This window comes from Acidovorax sp. 107 (assembly GCF_003058055.1).
GTDB lineage: Bacteria > Pseudomonadota > Gammaproteobacteria > Burkholderiales > Burkholderiaceae_C > Acidovorax.
On record NZ_QBTZ01000002.1, the window covers coordinates 64,534 to 81,516 of the forward strand.

The window sequence follows — 16,983 nt, forward strand, 5'->3', positions numbered from 1 at the left end:
AGCCCCGTATTGGAGAACCAGATGACCAGAGTCCTCGCCCTTGTGTACGGTGTCGCGTGTTACGGCTTCTTCTTTGCCGTATTCCTGTATTTCATCGGTTTCATCGCCGACATTCCGCTCCCTGGTTGGTTGCCCAAGACGGTGAGCCATGGCGGCGCCGACGGTGGATGGGGTGCCGCGCTCATGAACATTGTCTGGATGGCGGTGTTCGGCGTTCAGCACAGCGTGATGGCGCGCGAGGGCTTCAAGAAGGCGATCGTGCGCATGGTGCCAGCGCATGTCGAGCGCAGCAGCTACGTGCTGGCCTCTGGCGTGGCGCTGTCGCTGGTGATGTGGCAATGGCAACCGATGGTCGGCATGGTCTGGCAGTTCGACAGCCCGCTGGCGCAGTACCTGCTCTGGGGGCTGTTCGGCTTCGGTTGGACGCTGATTTTCGTAGCCACGTTCCTGACCGATCATTTCGACCTGTTCGGAGTGCGCCAAGTCTATCTCCACTTTGTGGGCAAGACCTACACCCATGTCGAGTTCAAGACCGTGTTTCTCTACAAGATGGTGTGCCACCCGATGATGCTGGGCTTGCTGATCGCGTTCTGGGCTGCGCCGACAATGACGGTGTCGCACCTGCTGTTTGTTTGCCGCCGGTATGTCGATCTACGTCTTCAGCGGCATCTACTTCGAGGAGCGGGGTTTGCTGCGCGCGCTGGGCAAGGACTACGCCGAATGGCGAGGCAAGACGCCGATGGTCTTGCCGTTCTGATCCCCTCACCTCACGGGGAATCGGGCATCAGACTGCCAGCTTGCCCCGCAGCTCGGCCACCGTCTCGGGGTTGACCAGCGCGGACAGGTCGCCCGGACTGTCGCCCCGGTACACGGCGCGCACCACGCGGCGCATGATTTTCATGTTGCGCGTCTTGGGCAGGTCGCTGACCAGCAGCACCTGCCTGGGGCGGTACGAGGCGCCCATGCCATGGACGACCGCTTGGGACAGTTCGGCCTGTAGCGCCGAGTCCGCCGCCACGCCGGGCATCGGCACGCAGACGCAGACGATGGCCGAGCCCTTGACCTCGTCGGGCACGCCGATCACGGCCGCCTCCGACACCTTGCCGGTGCCGGTGAGCAGGGTTTCGATCTCCGACGGACCGGTGCGCTTGCCCGAGACCTTGATCGTGTCGTCGCTGCGCCCCAGGATGTAGAACAGGCCGTCTTCGTCGCGCATCGCGAAGTCGCCATGCACCCAGACGCCCGCAATGGTGCGCCAGTAGCTGTCCAGGTAGCGCTCGTCGTCGCGCCACAGGCTCTTGGTGAAGCCGATATTGGGGTTGCGCAGCACTAGCTCGCCGACCTGGCCCGGGCCGACCGGCTGGCCGCTGTCGTTCACGATGTCGACCCCGGCGCCGAGTCCGCGGGCGCCGAACGAGCCCGGCCGCAAGGGGTGGTGCAGGGTGCCGATGAAGTTGCAGCCGCCCACCTCGGTGCCGCCGACAATGTTAAGGAGGGGCAGGCGCTCCTTGCAGACGTGCTTGAAGAACCAGCGCCAGGGCGCCTCGGTCCAGGCCTCGCCGCCGGAGCAGGTAATGCGCAAGGCGGACAGGTCGTAGCGCTCCACCTCTTCGTCGCCGTAGCGCATCAGGCTGCGGATCAGCGTGGGCGCGACACCCAGATAGCTGACTTGATGGTCCTGCACCAGTCGCCAGAAGCGGCCCGTGTCGGGAAAGTCGGGCGTGCCCTCGGCCACCAGCAGGCTGCCACCGAAATAGCTGGGAATGCAGGCGCACATGGCGCCCACCATCCAGCCCATGTCGCTCATGAAGAAGAAACGGTCGCTCGATTTGAAATCGGCGCAGATGTGCATGTCGCGCGTGACCATCGAGCCGAGGAAGCCGACGTGCGTCCAGATGCAGCCCTTGGGCTTGCCGGTGGTGCCCGAAGTGTAGAGCAGCACCGCGGGCGCATCGGCTTGCATCTCGGCGGTCGGCATGTCGTGGGGCTGGCTGGCGACCAGGCTGGCCCAGTCGTGGTCGCGGCCCGGCGTCATCGGGCAGGGGGCGGCATCGCCCAGGTGGCGCAGCACCACCACGTGCTGCACGCTCGGCACCTCGGCCAGCGCTTCGTCCAGCACCGGTTTCATGCCGCCGGGCGCGCCGCGCCGCCAAGTGCCGTCCACCGTCAGCACCGCCTTGGCTTCGCCGTCGTTCAGGCGGGCCGCGATGGGTTGTGGCCCGAAGCCCGAAAACAAGGGCATCAGCACGGCGCCGATTTTCAGCACGGCAAAAAACGCGACGAAAGTCTCCGGCAGGTTGGGCAGGTACAGCCCGACCCGGTCGCCCCGACCGATGCCCAGCGACTGCAGCGCCGCCGCAAGGCGGCAGACCTCGGCGTCAAACTCGCGGTAAGTCAGGTTTCTGCGGTGTTGCGGGTTTTCGCCCTCCCAGACCAGGAAGGTCTGGTCCCACACCGGCGTGCCACGGTGCCGGTCCAGGCAGTTGAGCACGATGTTAGTGGTGCCGCCGACGCACCAGCGCGCCCACTCGATGCCGCGCGAGGTGTCGAGCATCTGGGTGTAGGGCCGGTAGAAGCGGAAGTCGCAGAACTCGAAGACTTCCTGCATCAGCCAGGCCGGGTCGGCATCGGCACGGACGCTCAGGTCTTCGAAGCTGGATTCGCCCACTTTGCGCAGGAAGGCGGTGAGGTTGGATGACGCCATCAGTTCGACGGATGGTATCCAATCAAACGGTTGTTTGGTAGAATTCATGGTTCAATGCTAGCCGAACGTCGTGCCGGCGTCCAGTGGCGCCGGCATTTACACGTCGTTCTGCCTCCTTATGTGCGCAGCCGGAAGGGTGATGATCCATGCATGTCGATGAAGCGATTCGCAGCCGAAAATCGGTCAGACGGTTTCTCCCCACACCCGTTCCTGCTTCAGTCGTGCACCAGATCCTGAGCGTGGCGGCACGGGCCCCGAGTGGCAACAACGTGCAGCCGTGGAAGGTGTATGCGGTGGCGGGTGAGGCTCGGCAGCGCCTGTGCGGTGCCTTCGTCGAGGCGGCCACGCACGAGCCCGAGCGCCACCAGGCCGAGTACGCGTATTACCCCACGGCCTGGGTCGAGCCCTACCTGGAGCGCCGCCGCCGCTGCGGTTTTGGTCTGTACGCCAGCCTGGGCATCGCGCGCGACGACACGGCGGCGCGCGAGCGGCAGATGCTGCGCAACTACACGTTTTTCGATGCGCCGGTGGGCCTGCTCGTCACGCTGGACCGGCGACTGAACACCGGCAGCTTCATGGACCTGGGCATGTTCATCCAGAGCATCCTGGTGGCCGCGCGCGCGCAGGGCCTGCACACCTGCGCGCAGGCTGCGTTTGCCTGGTACCACAAGGTGGCCCGGGATCAGTTGCCGATCGGCGAGCATGAAATTCTTGCCTGCGGCATCGCCCTCGGACATGAGGACCTGTCGGCCTCGGAGAACGCCTTCATCACCGAGCGTGCCGACGTGGATACGTTCGCCAGCTTCCATGGTTTTTGACGCCACATGCTGAGCTCACGCTCACGCTCACGCGCCAGCGACCGAGCCTTTGTGCATGCTGACAAGCACATCAATTATTAAAGGAGACAAGCGATGATTCTGCACAACCCTGGGACCTTGAAGCGTTATACCGAGAGCGGCCACTGGGGCCGGCGCACCCTGCTCGATTTGCTGCGCGAGACGGCGACCAAGGCGCCAGAGCGGCCCGCCGTGATCGACCCGGCCGACCGGCCCGATCTGACCGGCACGGCAGCACAGAGCCTGAGCTATCGAGAGCTGTCCGTGGCCGTCGACGCCATCGCGACTGGGCTGCTGGACATGGGTTTGCGCAAGGACGAGATCGTCGTCGTGCAACTGCCCAACGTATGGGAGCTGGTGGCCATGTTTCTTGCGGTCAGCCGCGCCGGCGGCGTGCTCTCGCCGATGCCGATTCAGTGGCGCGACAACGAGTTCCAGAACGTCAAGAAACTCACCGAGGCGCGCTTTTTCTTCGGGATGCGCGATTTCAAGGGCGCCCATCAGCTCGCCATTGCCGAGAAGGCCGGGTTTGTCGCGCTGCCGATCGAGCGCATTGCCGAGATGGCGCGTGGTGCGGCCGACGTGGCCAGGCTCGACGCCATCGGTGTCGACGCTAACGATATTTTCAGCCTGTGCTGGTCGTCCGGCACCGAAGCCCTTTCCAAGGGCTGCCCGATGTCGCACAACAACTGGATCTTTCAGATGAACCTGATCCCGCAGGCAGCCGGGCTGCACGAAGGGGACAGGGTGTTGGCGACTGCGCCGGTGGTCAACATGACCGGCGTGGCGACCTGGCTGGCCTCGCTGGCCATTGGAGGCACGACGCTCTTGCATCATCCGCTGAACATGCCGCTGCTACTCAAGCAGTTGATGCATGACCAAGTGCACTTCACCCTGCTGGTGCCCGCCGTGCTGAACATGATCCTCAAGTTGCCCAACGTCGACCAGCTCGACTTCTCCAGCGTGCGTTGCATCGCCTCGGGTTCGGCGCCACCCTCGCGCTGGAGCATGGAGGAGTTCAAGCGGCGCTGGAACATCGAAATCCTGCACGCCTGGGGACAGACCGAAGGCACCGCGTTGTTTGCCGGCGCGCGAGACGTGCCCGATTTCGCCAAGCGGGCCGATCACTTTCCGTGGTGGGGTTGCCCGGGAGTTGAGTGGCCCTCGGGCATCCGAGGTGTCGAGATGAAGCTGCTCGACGAGGGCGACGACGAATGCACGCAGCCGGGCCAGGTGGGCGAGCTGGTCTACCGCGGGCCTAACGTGTTTGCCGGCTACTACCAGCGGCCGGACCTGGCGAAAAGCACGTTCACGCTTGACGGCTATTGTCGCACTGGTGACTTCTTCATCGTGCGGGACGCTCACCACATCGGTTTTTTTTGACCGCAAGAAAGACATCATCATTCGCGGTGGCTTCAACGTCAGCGCCGCCGAGGTCGAGAACCTGGTTCTCACCCATCCCGGCGTGCAGGAGGTGGCGGCGGTGGCGGTACCCGACGAGATCATGGGCGAGAAGACCTGTATCTTCGTCGTTCCCAAGGACAAGGCCCAGCCGCCGACGCTGGAGGACATCGTCGGCCACCTGAAGAAGATCGGCGTGGCGGCTTACAAGTTGCCCGAGCACATCGAGTACCTTGACGCCATCCCGCGCAACCCGGTGGGGAAAATCCTGAAGGCACAATTGCGCAAACACGTGCGCCCTGCGGCTGCCTGAGCCCGTCCCGACCCACGAACCCTGTTATGGCGAACATCCAATCAGCCCCCCTGACACACACGCTGCGCGGTAAAACCGCGATCATCGGCGCAGGCATTTCCGCCGTCGGCCGCGTGCCGGGCAAGAGCGCGCTCGCGCTGGCCGCCGATGCGGCGGGTAAGGCGCTGGCCGACGCAGGCATCGGCAAGCACGAGATCGACGGCGTGCTTTCAAGCTCCGCCTTCGCCTCGCCGTTCCACCGCTTCAGCGTGGCCTTCAGCGAGTACCTCGGCATCCAGCCCACGTTTTCCAACACGCTGCAGGTTTCCGGCGCCACGGCGGCGACCATGTTCAACATCGCCGCCGCCGCCATTGCCGGCGGCTTGGCCGAGACCGTGCTGGTGGTGGGCGGCGACAGCCTGCTGACCGGCCTGTCGCCCGACCTCGCCTTGCGCTCGATGACCGAAAGCCGGGACCAGCAATACGAGATGCCGTTCGGCATTCCCGTGGCCAACACCTTCGCCATGACCGCGCACCGGCACATGCAAGAGTTCGGCACCACGGCCGAGCAGTTTGCCCGGGTGGCGGTGGTCCACCGCGAGCACGCACGCCGCACGCCGGGGGCGCAGATGACCGCGCCACTTACGGTTGACGACGTGCTCAATTCCGGCTGGGTGACAACGCCCTACCACAAGCTCGACTGCTCGCTCATCTCCGACGGCGCGGCGGCCTTCATCGTCACCTCGGCCGCGCGCGCCAAGGCCCTGGGAATTGGCAAGCCCGTCTACATCCTGGGCGGAGGCGAATGCTACACGCACGAGCACATCTTCCTGATGCCTTCACTGACCACCACCGGCGCGGTGCAATCGAGCGCCAAAGCCTATGCCATGGCCGGTTGCGGGCCAAAGGACATCGACGTGGCCGGCGTCTACGACTGCTTCACCGGCACGGTGATCATGATGCTCGAGGACCTCGGCTTCTGCCCCAAAGGGGAGGGCGGGCGCTTCGTCGAAGACGGCCAGATCAGCTACGGTGGCGCCATTCCCTGCAACACCCATGGCGGCCTGCTGTCGTTCGCCCACTCGGGCATGCCGGGCTCGCTGTTTCATTTTTACGAGATCGTCAACCAGTTGCGCGGCAACTGCGGCGAGCGCCAGGTTGCAGGCGCTGAACTCGGCCTGGTGCACAGCCTGGGCGCCGGTTTCGCCACCAACGCCACCACCATCCTGGGAACGGAGGCCACGCTGTGATTAACCCGAAGGACGCCCACCTCAAGCCACAGCCGACGCCGGATGCTGATTCGGAAATCTATTGGCGCGGCATCCAGGAGGGCCAGCTGTTGCTGCAACACTGCCTTGCGTGCGGCCACGTGCAACTCTACCAGCAGGCGATATGCCGTGCGTGCGGCAGTGAACAGCTGGAGCACCGCCCCGCCAGCGGTCGCGCCAAGGTGCATTCGTTCAGCGTGGTGCACCGGGCGCCCGGGCCAGCCTTCAAGCCGGACACGCCCTATGCGGTGCTGCTGGTCGAGCTCGAAGAAGGTCCGCGGATGATCAGCGCCTTCGTCGGCGCAGACCCTTCGGTGGTCACCTTCGACATGGCGGTCGAGCTGGTGTGCGAGCCCGTCGGCGGCGGCGTGGCGCTGCCGCGGTTCCGGGCGATCTGACTTCAAACATGGCGCGGCGCCTTCAAGCGTCCTCCGAGGGCATGGCCGCACCCAAAGCCACATTTCGCTGGCCCCATTTCGCTGCGTCCTCCTAGGCGGTCGTTGAGGGCGTGCCTCCTGACCAGACGCCGGCTACGGTGGTGCGGCGGGCGATTTCGCCCTTGTCCATGCGTGATCGGATCGTGGCCGTCGTTGCGCCGGCGGGCTATGGCAAGACGACCTTGGCAGGAGGATGGTTTCGCGCTTGCAAAGACGCCGACCCCGTGTGGGTGGGCCTCGACACTCCGTGGCGCGACCAGGTGTTCTTTGTGCGCTCCTTGTTGAATGCCGTCGGAGGTTCGTTGGAGCCCGTCGCGATGGGGGTTATCGACGCGGCGGCGCTCGAGGGCTGCTGGATGGCGTTGTTGCAGGCTCTTGGTCAACGCCGTCGTCCCATGGCGCTATTTTTCGACGATGTGCAAGTGTTGCGAGGCAGCGAGCGCGCTCACACCCTGAGCCGTCTGTTGATGGCAGCGCCCGATCACGTGAGGTTCGTTGTTTGCGGCCGTGAAGGGATGGACTGCGATCTGGCCGTGCCGACCGCGCGCGGGCTGGTGCGCTGGGTGACACAGCGCGAACTGAAGCTCGATGCTCAGGATGTGCGAGAACTGGTGCGGCGGCGCCAGTTGTCGGCCGGTGACGAAGAGATCGATCATATCGTCGGGATCACCGATGGTTGGCCAGCATTGGTGCAGCTTGCTCTCGCCAGCGGCGAGGGCGTGCAGGAGGCAGCCGATGGCGGTAGCAACTTGCTGATGGACAGATTCGTTTACGAGAGCTTCTTCAAGGGCCTCGCGCCGGCCCGCCAGCAGGCGCTGTTCGTGATGGCCGCAGTCGGCGACTTCACGCTGCCGCTGCTGGCCGCGCTCGATGTGCCCGAAGGGGCGGAGGCGATCGCCGCGGGCGAGCAACTGGGCATCGTGCAGCGCCGGGGGCGCGTGGCTGGCGAGCCATTCTACGCCTTGCATGCGTTGGTGGCGGAGCGCGCGTTGACGCGATTGGTCGGCGTGGGGAGTGTTTCGGTGCCCATGCTGCGAAAGCGGTGCGCTCAATGGTGGGCTGCCCGGGGCGAGGTCTACCGTGCGATCCGCACGGCTCTGAAGGTGGATGACCCGAGGCTCGCGTCCGATTACCTGACCGGTTACGCGCGTCAGCTGGTGCAAGGCGAAGGCCGGCACGAAACCTTTCTGGACCTGCTTGCGCAACTGGAGTTGCGCAGCGTCGAGCCTGATGGCGAATTGATGTTGTATGCGGTTTGGGCACTTGTGTTTCTGCGCCGCTATGCCGAAGCGGCAGCGTGGCTGGCGCGCATCGAGCGGGTTTGTGGCAAGGAAGGATCAGCCGGTGCCTGCTTGATTCTGCATACGACCGTCCTTCAACGAGGCGTGATCGCGGGCCTGCGGGATGACGCGGCCGATGCCGAAGTCTTCGTGCTCAAGTGGCTGGCCGGGCCGCCCGATCCAGATCCGTTCCACAACGGCGCGGCACACACGGTGCTGGCCTATGCGCAGAAATGCAATGGACGCTTCGCCGAGGCTGCCCAGTGCTTGCGCGAGGCGCAAGTGAAGTTCGATGACGCGCCATCGCCTTACGGTCTCATGTGGGTACGAGTGGTCTCGGCTGCCTCGCTGCTCAAGGCCGGTCGGCATCGCGATGCCCTGGCGGACAGCGCCTCGGCGCTGGCCGAAGCGCCGGCTTTCACGCCAGGGGCCGCCGGCTTGGCGGCCATGCTGCGCGCGATCCGCGCGTTGCTGCTGTACGAACGCAACCAGTGCGCCGATGCGATGGTGGAGGCGGAAGCGGCGCTGCCACTGCTGCCGCACCAGGGCATCGTCGATGCGATAGTCGCGGGCTACGTGGCAGCGTCGCGTCTGCAGGCGGCGCGTGGCGACCTGTCTGCGGCGCTTGACGCGGCGGCGGAAGGCGAGCGCGTGGGACTGGCGCGCGGCTTCATGCGCCTGCAACTGACGATGGTGGCCGAGCGTGCACTGCTGCTGCGCGCCGGCGACGTCGAGGCGGCTCGGCGAATGGCCAGCGACCATGGGCTGCTGCCGCAAAGTTCGCAGACCCATCTGCACACAGACAAGGCCGAGCGCCTCGGGGCACGCCTCGATCTCGCGCAGGGGCGGCCCGACCTCGCCCTGCAATGGGCCGATTCGGGCATCGACAGGGCGCGGCGCAGCCATCAGCAGCACAAGCTGGCCGAGTTGCTGATGCTGCGCTCACTGGTGTTGGCGCGAACAGGAGAGGCCGAAGGTGCCCACGACGCGGTGATGGAAAGCCTTCGCATCGCGGCATCGAACGGCTACGTTCGCCTGTACCTCGACGAAGGCGCCGAGTTGGAAGGCCTCTTGCGTCGCGTGGTCGACAAGCCGAAAAGTCCCACGCCGGCGGTTTCATATGCGCGCACGCTGCTGCTTGCCGCAGGCACTGCATCTGCATGCCAGGATGCGGTGACCCTGGGGCAGGAGCGACCAACCGAGCGCGAACTGCAGATCCTTCGCCTGCTCGCAGATGGCCTGTCGAAGGGCGAAGTGGCGGGGCGGCTCGTGTTGACCGAGGGCACGGTCAAGTGGCACCTGCACAACCTGTACGCCAAACTGGGCGTGAGAAACCGCACGGGCGCTTTGCGGGAAGCGCGGGCGCGGGGGTAGCTGTGAGCCGCCGCATCAGGTCGCGACGGCCCCTTGTCCGATCCTCTCGAAGTCGTTGGCGCCGCGAAGCCCTTCTTGTACAGACTGGCGACTCGGGACACTGTGCGCGGCATGGGGACTGCCATCGCCCGCCAGTTTGAACACCGCCACCGTCTGCACCAGCTCTTCGGACTGGCCCTTCAGGCTGGAGGCCGCCGCGGCCATCTGCTCGACCAGCGCCGCATTCTGCTGCGTGACCTGGTCCATATTGGTGACGGCCTCACCCACCTGCGCCACGCCCGCGCTTTGTTCACTGCTGGCCGCGCTGATCTCGCCCATGATGTCGGTCACGCGTCGGATGCTGTCCACGACCTCTCTTATGGTGGTGCCGGCCTGGTCCACCAGGGCGCTGCCTTGCTCGACCCGGCCCACGCTGTCGTCGATCAGGGTCTTGATTTCCTTGGCGGCCTCGACCGCGGCATTTGTCGCCGGAAGCATAACTGTGCCGCGGCGCGAAGCATAACTGTGCCATCCAGGAGAAAACGGCGAAACTTTAAGCCGCATTGATCCGTCTCAAGTTCGCCAAACTCGTTCTAATGAGAATCTAGTGGGAGCGTTTTGCTCTCAGCCGGAGGGCCTTGTTCCTGACTGAGTAGCCTGTAAAGGTGCGAACGCGAAATTCCGAGCGAAGACGCAGCTTTGCTTTTGTTGCCCCCATGAAGTCGCACCGCTTCTGCCGCAGCTTGCCGCTCCATATCTCTCAGTTGAACGACCTTGGCCTGTTCGGCAATCTCGGGCCTGCTCTGATTCCTAGGGGACGCCAGACTCACCGGTCGTCTGGCGAAGTGTGAAATGGAAAGCGTTTTGCCGGAGGAGAAAACCAGGGCCTCCTCGATTTTTTGGCGAAGTTGGCGGATGTTGCCTGGCCAAGACAATTGGGTGTTGATTTCCACGCAGAAGTGACCCACTAACCCCCGGGATTTCCATCCAAACCTGACCCACGTACTAACCCTAACCTGCTGCTTTGCTGAGCAGCAGGAGACCAGGAGTGATAGACGTGGCAACACTGAGTGTCATCAGGCGCTGGGCCCTGCGAGAGCAGCTGTCCATCCGGGAGATCGCCCGCCGCACGGGCCTCTCGCGCAACACCATCCGCAAGTACCTGCGCGCAGGCGAGGCCGAGCCGCACTATGCCAAGCGGGTCAGTCCATCCAAGCTCGATCCCTTCGCCTTGAAGCTCGCCGGCTGGCTCAAGACGGAAGCTGGCCGATCCCGCAAGCAGCGGCGCACCGTCAAGCAGATGTACGTGGATCTGCAGGCGCTCGGTTATGGCGGCTCCTACAACCGTGTGGCGGCCTTCGCCCGCCTCTGGCACGAGCAGCGCCTTGTGTCACAGCAGACCACCGGCCGTGGCACCTTCGTTCCCCTGACCTTCGGCCCGGGTGAGGCCTTCCAGTTCGACTGGAGCGAGGACTGGGCTGTTCTCGCCGGCGTGCGCACCAAGCTGCAGGTAGCCCACTTCAAGCTCAGCCACAGCCGAGCGTTCTACCTGCGCGCCTACCCCCTGCAGACGCACGAGATGCTGTTCGATGCCCACAACCATGCATTCGTAGTCCTGGGTGGCGTGCCCCGCCGTGGCATCTACGACAACATGCGCACCGCAGTAAACCGGGTGCGCCGTGGCAAGGAGCGCGACGTCAATGTGCGTTTCGCCGCCATGGTCAGCCACTTCCTGTCCGAGGCCGAGTTCTGCAACCCGGCCTCGGGCTGGGAGAAGGGCCAGGTGGAGAAGAACGTGCGCGATGCCTGCCATCGCCTGTGGCAGGTAGTGCCGCCATTCCCAAGCCTGTCCGATCTCAATGCCTGGCTTGAAGAGCGCTGCGTGGCGCTGTGGCACGAGATCGAGCACGGCAAGCTGCCGGGCTCCGTCGCGGATGTCTGGGCTCAAGAGAAGGCAAGCTTGATGCCGATGCCCCGGCCCTTCGATGGCTTTGTGGAGCACACCAAGCGCGTCTCACCCACCTGCTTGGTCCACTTCGAGCGCAATCGCTACAGCGTGCCGGCGCCGTATGCCAATCGGCCGGTGAGCCTGCGGGTCTACGCCGATCGCCTGGTGGTCGCCGCCGAAGGCCAGATCGTGTGCGAGCATCAGCGCCTGATCGAGCGTAACCACCACGGTACGGGTCAGACCGTGTACGACTGGCGCCACTACTTGGCGGTGCTGCAGCGCAAACCAGGAGCTTTGCGCAACGGCGCCCCATTCCTGGAGCTACCAGCGGCCTTCAAGCGACTGCAGGCCACCTTGCTCAAGCAACCCGGCGGCGACCGGGAGATGGTGGAGGTACTGGCACTGGTGCTGCACCACGATGAACAAGCTGTGCTCGCTGCAGTGGAGTTGGCACTGGAGTCAGGGGCTGCCAGCAAGACCCACATCCTGAACGTGCTCCACCGCCTGCTGGACGGTAAGCCCGCCCCAGCACCGGTCACATCGCCGCAGGCCCTCAAGCTGGCGGTGGAACCCCAAGCCAATGTGCTTCGTTACGACCAATTGAGGGAGGTGCGCTATGCGTCATGACCCTGCCATCGCTTCCATCGTGATCATGCTGCGCGAGCTCAAGATGCACGGCATGGCCCAGGCAGTTGCAGAACTGGCTGAGCAAGGTGCACCGGCCTTCGATGCGGCGCAGCCCATCCTGTCCCAACTGCTCAAGGCCGAGACCGCCGAGCGAGAGGTGCGCTCGGTGGCCTACCAATTGAAGGTGGCCAGGTTCCCGGCGTACCGGGACCTGGCTGGGTTTGACTTCGGCCACAGTGAGGTGAACGAGGCACTGGTACGCCAGCTGCACCGCTGCGAATTCTTGGAGAACGCCAACAACGTGGTGTTGGTGGGTGGCCCGGGTACGGGCAAGACCCACATCGCCACAGCCCTCGGGGTGCAAGCCATTGAGCACCATCACCGCAGGGTGCGGTTCTTCTCCACGGTGGAGCTGGTCAATGCACTGGAAGAGGAGAAGGCCCAGGGCAAGCCGGGGCAGATCGCGCACCGCCTAGCCTATGCCGATCTGGTGATCCTGGATGAACTGGGCTACCTGCCATTCAGCACGTCAGGAGGAGCCTTGCTGTTCCACCTGCTGTCCAAGCTGTACGAGCGCACCAGCGTTGTGATCACCACCAACCTGAGCTTCAGCGAATGGGCCAGTGTGTTCGGGGATGCCAAGATGACCACGGCACTGCTGGACCGACTCACGCATCACTGCCATATTCTGGAAACGGGTAACGACAGCTACAGGTTCAAGAACAGCTCCGCACAGCAACCACCACAGACCACCAAGAAGGAGAAGGCGACCAAGAACTTATCCACAACGTGAGCGTGAAGCTCACGAACCAGGGTGGGTCAAGATTCGATGGAAATGGTGGGTCAGCTTTGCGTGGAAATCAACAGTCGCGCCGGATTGGCAGCCGGAAATACAAGCCGTGCCCGCTGTTCAGAATATCGTATCCCACGAGCTGCTGAAACGGCCCATGAGAGTAAGTTGCCGACGGAAGAGGGGATTGCGCGCTCACTCTTGGCCGACTTCGAAATAGTCCGGCTTGCCGGCAGGCCAGAACTCACCCCACAGCAGCATCCCGCCCTCAACGTTGAGCACCTCGCCGGTGATGAATTTGCCGGAAGGGGCGGCGAGGTAGACCACCGCCTCGGCGATGTCCTGCACATCGCCGGCCCGCTTCATCGGATTGCACTGGTAGAAGGTGGAAACGTTTTCTTCGCGGTAGTTGTTGAAACCGTTGCTCTCGATGGCGCCGGCACCAATGCAGTTGAGGCGTATGCCGTGCTCCGCCCACTCGATGGCCAGCGTGCGCGACAGCGCGATCACGCCGGCGCGCGAAGCGGTGGTGTGCGCCATGCCGGGCAGGCCGCGGTCGATGGCGGCGGTGATGTTGACGATGTTGCCGGGCCGACCCTGCGCCACCCAGCGCCTGGCCGCGCCCTGCATCATGTACCATGTGCCGTTGAGGTTGGTGTCGATCACGGCGTTCCAGCCTTTGACGCTGAAGTCCATCGCATGGGCGGCAAACTGGCCGCCGGCGTTGTTGACCAGCACGTCGACGCAGCCCAGGCGTTCCCACACGGCACCGAGCATGGCGTCCACCTGCTCGGGGTCGCGGATGGTCATCGGGTAGGTAAACACCTCACGGCCCGACAGCGCGCGCAGTTTTTCGGCGCAGTCCTCGAGCTTGTCGGCCTGGCGTCCGCATATCGCGAGCGTTGCGCCGAGCCGCGCGAACAGGAAGGCAATCGCCTTGCCGATACCGCTGCCGGCGCCCGACACCAGCACCACCTTGCCGGCGAACAGATCGTCGCGGTAGACCGTCGGCAGGGTGGCCAGTGCTTCGTCACCGGGGCCGAACTTGGGGTGCTGCGTTGTGGTTGGGTTCATGCGTTCATCTTGAAGTAATCGGGTTTGGTGATGGTCCAGACTTCCCCCCAGAGCACACCACCTCCATCCACCGTAAGCAGTTCGCCGGTGACGAACTTGCCACTGGGCGCGCTGAGGTAGACCGCAGCCTCCGCTACGTCCTGCACGTCACCGACATGCTTCATCGGGTTGGCTCCGGCGAAGGCCTTCACGGCCTCGGGGGTGTACTGACGGAAGCCGGTGCTGGCGATCGCTCCCGGCGCAATGCAATTGACGCGGATGCCATACTGCGCCCACTCCACTGCAACAGTTTTGGACAGGTGAGTCACCGCGGCGCGCGCGGCGCAGGTGTGGGCAACGCCCGGCATGCCGCGCTGAAAGGTGGCGACGATGTTGACGATGTTGCCCTGTGTGCCTGTGTCGCGCCAGCGGCGGGCCAGCGCGTGCATCATGTACCAGGTGCCGTTCAGGTTGGTATCGATCACCGCTTTCCAGCCCTTGACGCTATAGTCGAGCGCGCGCTGGGGGAACTGTCCACCGGCATTGTTGACCATCACGTCGACGCGTCCGAAGTGCCGCCAAGCCGCGTCCATAAATTGCTCGATCTGCTCGGCATCGCGGATGTTGGTGGGTTGCACCAGCACTTCGGGGCTGCCCAGACGGCGCAGCCGCTCGGCGCAGTCTTCGAGCTTGACCAGGTCGCGCCCGCAGATGGCCAGTTTGGCGCCCAGTCGCGCGTACAGAAAGGCGATGGCCTTGCCGATGCCGCTGCCGGCACCGCTGACCATTACCACCTGGCCATCGAACAGGCCAGGTTGGTAGACGGTCGGTCGGGTCGAGAGTGTCTCATCGTCAAAGCCGAAGCTGGTGGGTGTTGTCATGGGTACTTCAGAAACGAAAAATTCCGTAGCGCGGATCGGCGATGGGCGCATGCGAGGCGGCCGACAGGGCCATGCCCAGTGCGTTGCGGGTATCAACTGGCGCCAACAGTCCATCGTCCCACAAGCGCGAGGTGCCGAAATAGGCGTTGGACTCGCGCTCGGCTTTGTCGTAGACCCGCTGGCGCAGCGCCTGCATTTCGTCCGTGTCGGGTTCGTGCCCCTTGCGGCGCAATTGAGCGATCTTCACGTCAGCCAAGGTGCTGGCAGCCTGTTCGGGGCCCATCACGCCCATGTGGACGTTGGGCCAGGCCCAGATCAGGCGCGGGTCCCAGGCGCGGCCGCACATGCCGTAGTAGCCGGCGCCAAATGCCGCGCTGGTGATGACGGTGAATTTGGGTACCTCGCTACCTGCCTGGGCCATCAACATCTTGGCGCCGTCCTTCGTGATGCCTTCCATTTCGTAGCCGCGGCCTATCATGTAGCCGGTGGTGTTTTGCAGGAACAAGAGCGGCGTGCGGTTCTGGTTGCACAGCGAGATAAAGTGCGCCGCTTTCTTGGAACTGTCGCTGAACAGTACGCCGTTGTTGGCCAGGATGCCGACGCGGTAACCCCAGATGTAAGCGTAGCCGCAGATCAGCGTCGTGCCATAGGCCGGCTGGTACTCGTGGAAGCGGCTACCGTCGACGATGCGCGCGATGAGCTCGCGCTGGTCGAACTGCACCTTGTGGTCGGGCGAGACGATGCCATGGATCTCGTCCGGGTCGTAGTAGGGCGCTTCGGGCTCGCGCTCGGGCAGAAAACTGCGCGCCGGCGGCTTGAATTCAGCCACGATTTCGCGGCAGATTTCAAACGCATGCGCTTCGCTGTCAGCAGGATAGTCCACCGTGCCCGAGATCTGGGTGTGCAGGTCGCAGCCGCCGATCTCGTCGGCGGTGTGTTCCTCGCCAGTGGCGGCCTTGACCAGCGGCGGACCGCCGAGGAACACCCCGCCGGTGCCGCGCACGATGATGCTGTAGTCGCACAGCGCCGGGATGTAGGCGCCGCCGGCCGTGCAGTGGCCGAACACGATGGCCACCTGCGGAATGTTGGCCTTCGACAGAAGGCACTGGTTGCGGAAGACCTTGCCGCCCTCGATGTAGACGCCCGAGAGTTCTTCGAGGAAGGCTCCGCCGCTGTCGCACAGGTGGATCACTGGCAGGCGGTTTTCCAGCGCGATGTCGAGTAGCCGCGAAAGCTTGCGCGGCGTCAATGTGTACCAGACGCCGCCCTTGACGCTGGAATCGTCAGCGTGGATCAGCACCTCGCGGCCACTGACCATGCCCAGGCCGGTGACGACATTGGCGCCCGGCACTTCGCCGTTGTAGTCTTCGCACGCGGCCAACGCCGAAAATTCGAGGAAAGGGGTGCCGGGGTCGAGCAGCAGATCGAGGCGCTCGCGCACCAGCAGCTTGCCCTGATCGCGCACACGTTTGATTTCCTGCGCTGGCCGCTGGTGGCGGGTGATCTCCATGCGTTCGCGGTATTTCGCGATGATGGAGGTCATTGCCTTGTAGTTGCCACGGTACGCCGGGGACGATGTGTCGATGCGGGATTCGATGCGTTTCATCAGTCAGTTCTCAGAGGTCTTGCAGCGTTACGAGGATGGCCTTGAGTCCGAAAGTGGCGCCTACGCCAAAATGCACGGCCTTGACGCATGCTTCGCGCGGCGCGGCCAGCGTGGTTTCGAGCTTCATGCTCTCGATCACCATCAGCGGCTGGCCGACGCTGACCATGTCGCCTGCGGCCACCTGCACGGCGATGACGGTGCCGGGCATCGGCGCGACCAGCGTGTTGGACGCGCCGGCACGGGCTTGTCCAGCTCCACCGGCGTCCATTGTCTCGATCTCGGTGGCGCCGTTGGCGTTGCTGTGCACGAAAACCGATTTTTCACCGGCAGCGATCCAGACAGCGTGTTCCTGACCGTCGATCATGATGCTCTGGCGGCCATCGGGCAAGGCCCCGGCGCGCGCGTCGATGCGGCGCCCGGCCCGCAGAATGGAATATCCGCCATTGCCGCCGCGAGTCACCACCACGTCATGGGTCTGTCCGTCGATCAGGTAGCGTCGGCGCATCG

The 16,983-nt window shown here is 64.5% G+C and carries 15 protein-coding genes and 1 pseudogene; 9 read left to right on the forward strand and 7 right to left on the reverse strand.

Annotated elements, in window-relative coordinates; genetic code table 11:
* The first annotated feature begins 21 nt into the window (after positions 1-21).
* A complete protein-coding gene (locus tag C8C99_RS23190) occupies positions 22-831 on the forward strand; it encodes a hypothetical protein (protein ID WP_108627330.1) in 810 nt (269 codons plus the stop codon).
* Here C8C99_RS23190 and C8C99_RS23195 read toward each other — a convergent pair.
* A complete protein-coding gene (locus C8C99_RS23195; protein ID WP_108627331.1) occupies positions 785-2,752 on the reverse strand; it encodes an AMP-binding protein in 1,968 nt (655 codons plus the stop codon). The two genes, C8C99_RS23190 and C8C99_RS23195, sit on opposite strands and share 47 nt — an antisense overlap.
* Positions 2,753-2,850: 98 nt before the next feature.
* Here C8C99_RS23195 and C8C99_RS23200 point away from each other — a divergent pair, with 98 nt between their 5' ends.
* The 6 genes from C8C99_RS23200 to C8C99_RS24265 all read left to right on the forward strand — a co-directional run bounded on the left by C8C99_RS23200 (position 2,851) and on the right by C8C99_RS24265 (position 9,592).
* Positions 2,851-3,522: a nitroreductase gene (locus tag C8C99_RS23200; RefSeq protein WP_108627332.1), complete on the forward strand. Its 672-nt coding sequence runs from the start codon at positions 2,851-2,853 to the stop codon at positions 3,520-3,522.
* 93 nt (positions 3,523-3,615) lie between these two features.
* Positions 3,616-4,923, forward strand: coding sequence for a long-chain fatty acid--CoA ligase (locus C8C99_RS23205; RefSeq protein WP_199226551.1), 1,308 nt, complete (start codon positions 3,616-3,618; stop codon positions 4,921-4,923).
* Positions 4,877-5,254, forward strand: a complete 378-nt coding sequence (locus C8C99_RS24095; protein WP_199226552.1) for a hypothetical protein — start codon at positions 4,877-4,879, stop codon at positions 5,252-5,254. Before C8C99_RS23205 ends, C8C99_RS24095 begins: the two co-directional genes overlap by 47 nt.
* Positions 5,255-5,280: 26 nt before the next feature.
* On the forward strand, positions 5,281-6,483 hold the full coding sequence (locus C8C99_RS23210) for a thiolase (protein ID WP_108627333.1): 1,203 nt from the start codon (positions 5,281-5,283) through the stop codon (positions 6,481-6,483).
* Complete coding sequence (locus tag C8C99_RS23215) at positions 6,480-6,899, forward strand: Zn-ribbon domain-containing OB-fold protein (RefSeq protein ID WP_108627334.1); 420 nt, start codon at positions 6,480-6,482, stop codon at positions 6,897-6,899. Before C8C99_RS23210 ends, C8C99_RS23215 begins: the two co-directional genes overlap by 4 nt.
* Positions 6,900-7,066: 167 nt before the next feature.
* Entirely contained in the window at positions 7,067-9,592 is a 2,526-nt protein-coding gene (locus tag C8C99_RS24265; protein WP_233247466.1) for a LuxR C-terminal-related transcriptional regulator, read from the forward strand.
* 15 nt (positions 9,593-9,607) lie between these two features.
* Here C8C99_RS24265 and C8C99_RS23225 read toward each other — a convergent pair.
* Positions 9,608-10,048, reverse strand: a pseudogene (locus C8C99_RS23225) (methyl-accepting chemotaxis protein); the annotation flags it as partial.
* A gap of 116 nt (positions 10,049-10,164) precedes the next feature.
* Positions 10,165-10,326 carry a helix-turn-helix domain-containing protein gene (locus tag C8C99_RS24470; RefSeq protein WP_369867868.1) on the reverse strand — a complete coding sequence of 54 codons (162 nt, stop codon included), beginning with the start codon at positions 10,324-10,326 and terminating at the stop codon, positions 10,165-10,167.
* A gap of 293 nt (positions 10,327-10,619) precedes the next feature.
* On the opposite strand from C8C99_RS24470, the gene istA reads away from it, so the two are divergent.
* Together istA and istB are read left to right on the forward strand one after the other, a co-directional pair.
* Entirely contained in the window at positions 10,620-12,146 is a 1,527-nt protein-coding gene (gene istA / locus C8C99_RS23235; protein WP_108627297.1) for an IS21 family transposase, read from the forward strand.
* Entirely contained in the window at positions 12,136-12,939 is an 804-nt protein-coding gene (gene istB / locus C8C99_RS23240; RefSeq protein WP_108625308.1) for an IS21-like element ISThsp10 family helper ATPase IstB, read from the forward strand. Before istA ends, istB begins: the two co-directional genes overlap by 11 nt.
* Before the next feature lie 192 nt (positions 12,940-13,131).
* Here istB and C8C99_RS23250 read toward each other — a convergent pair whose 3' ends face one another.
* From C8C99_RS23250 to C8C99_RS23265, 4 genes are read right to left on the reverse strand one after another with little or no spacing between them, the layout of a single operon-like run.
* Positions 13,132-14,010 carry an SDR family oxidoreductase gene (locus tag C8C99_RS23250; RefSeq protein ID WP_108627336.1) on the reverse strand — a complete coding sequence of 293 codons (879 nt, stop codon included), beginning with the start codon at positions 14,008-14,010 and terminating at the stop codon, positions 13,132-13,134.
* Positions 14,007-14,870 (reverse strand): SDR family oxidoreductase, encoded by an 864-nt coding sequence (locus C8C99_RS23255; protein ID WP_108627337.1) that lies wholly within the window; start codon positions 14,868-14,870, stop codon positions 14,007-14,009. The genes C8C99_RS23250 and C8C99_RS23255 overlap by 4 nt, the downstream gene beginning before the upstream one ends.
* Before the next feature lie 7 nt (positions 14,871-14,877).
* Positions 14,878-16,476: an acyl-CoA carboxylase subunit beta gene (locus C8C99_RS23260; RefSeq protein WP_108627338.1), complete on the reverse strand. Its 1,599-nt coding sequence runs from the start codon at positions 16,474-16,476 to the stop codon at positions 14,878-14,880.
* 10 nt (positions 16,477-16,486) lie between these two features.
* Positions 16,487-16,981, reverse strand: coding sequence for an acetyl-CoA carboxylase biotin carboxyl carrier protein subunit (locus C8C99_RS23265; RefSeq protein WP_108627339.1), 495 nt, complete (start codon positions 16,979-16,981; stop codon positions 16,487-16,489).
* Positions 16,982-16,983 lie beyond the last annotated feature (2 nt).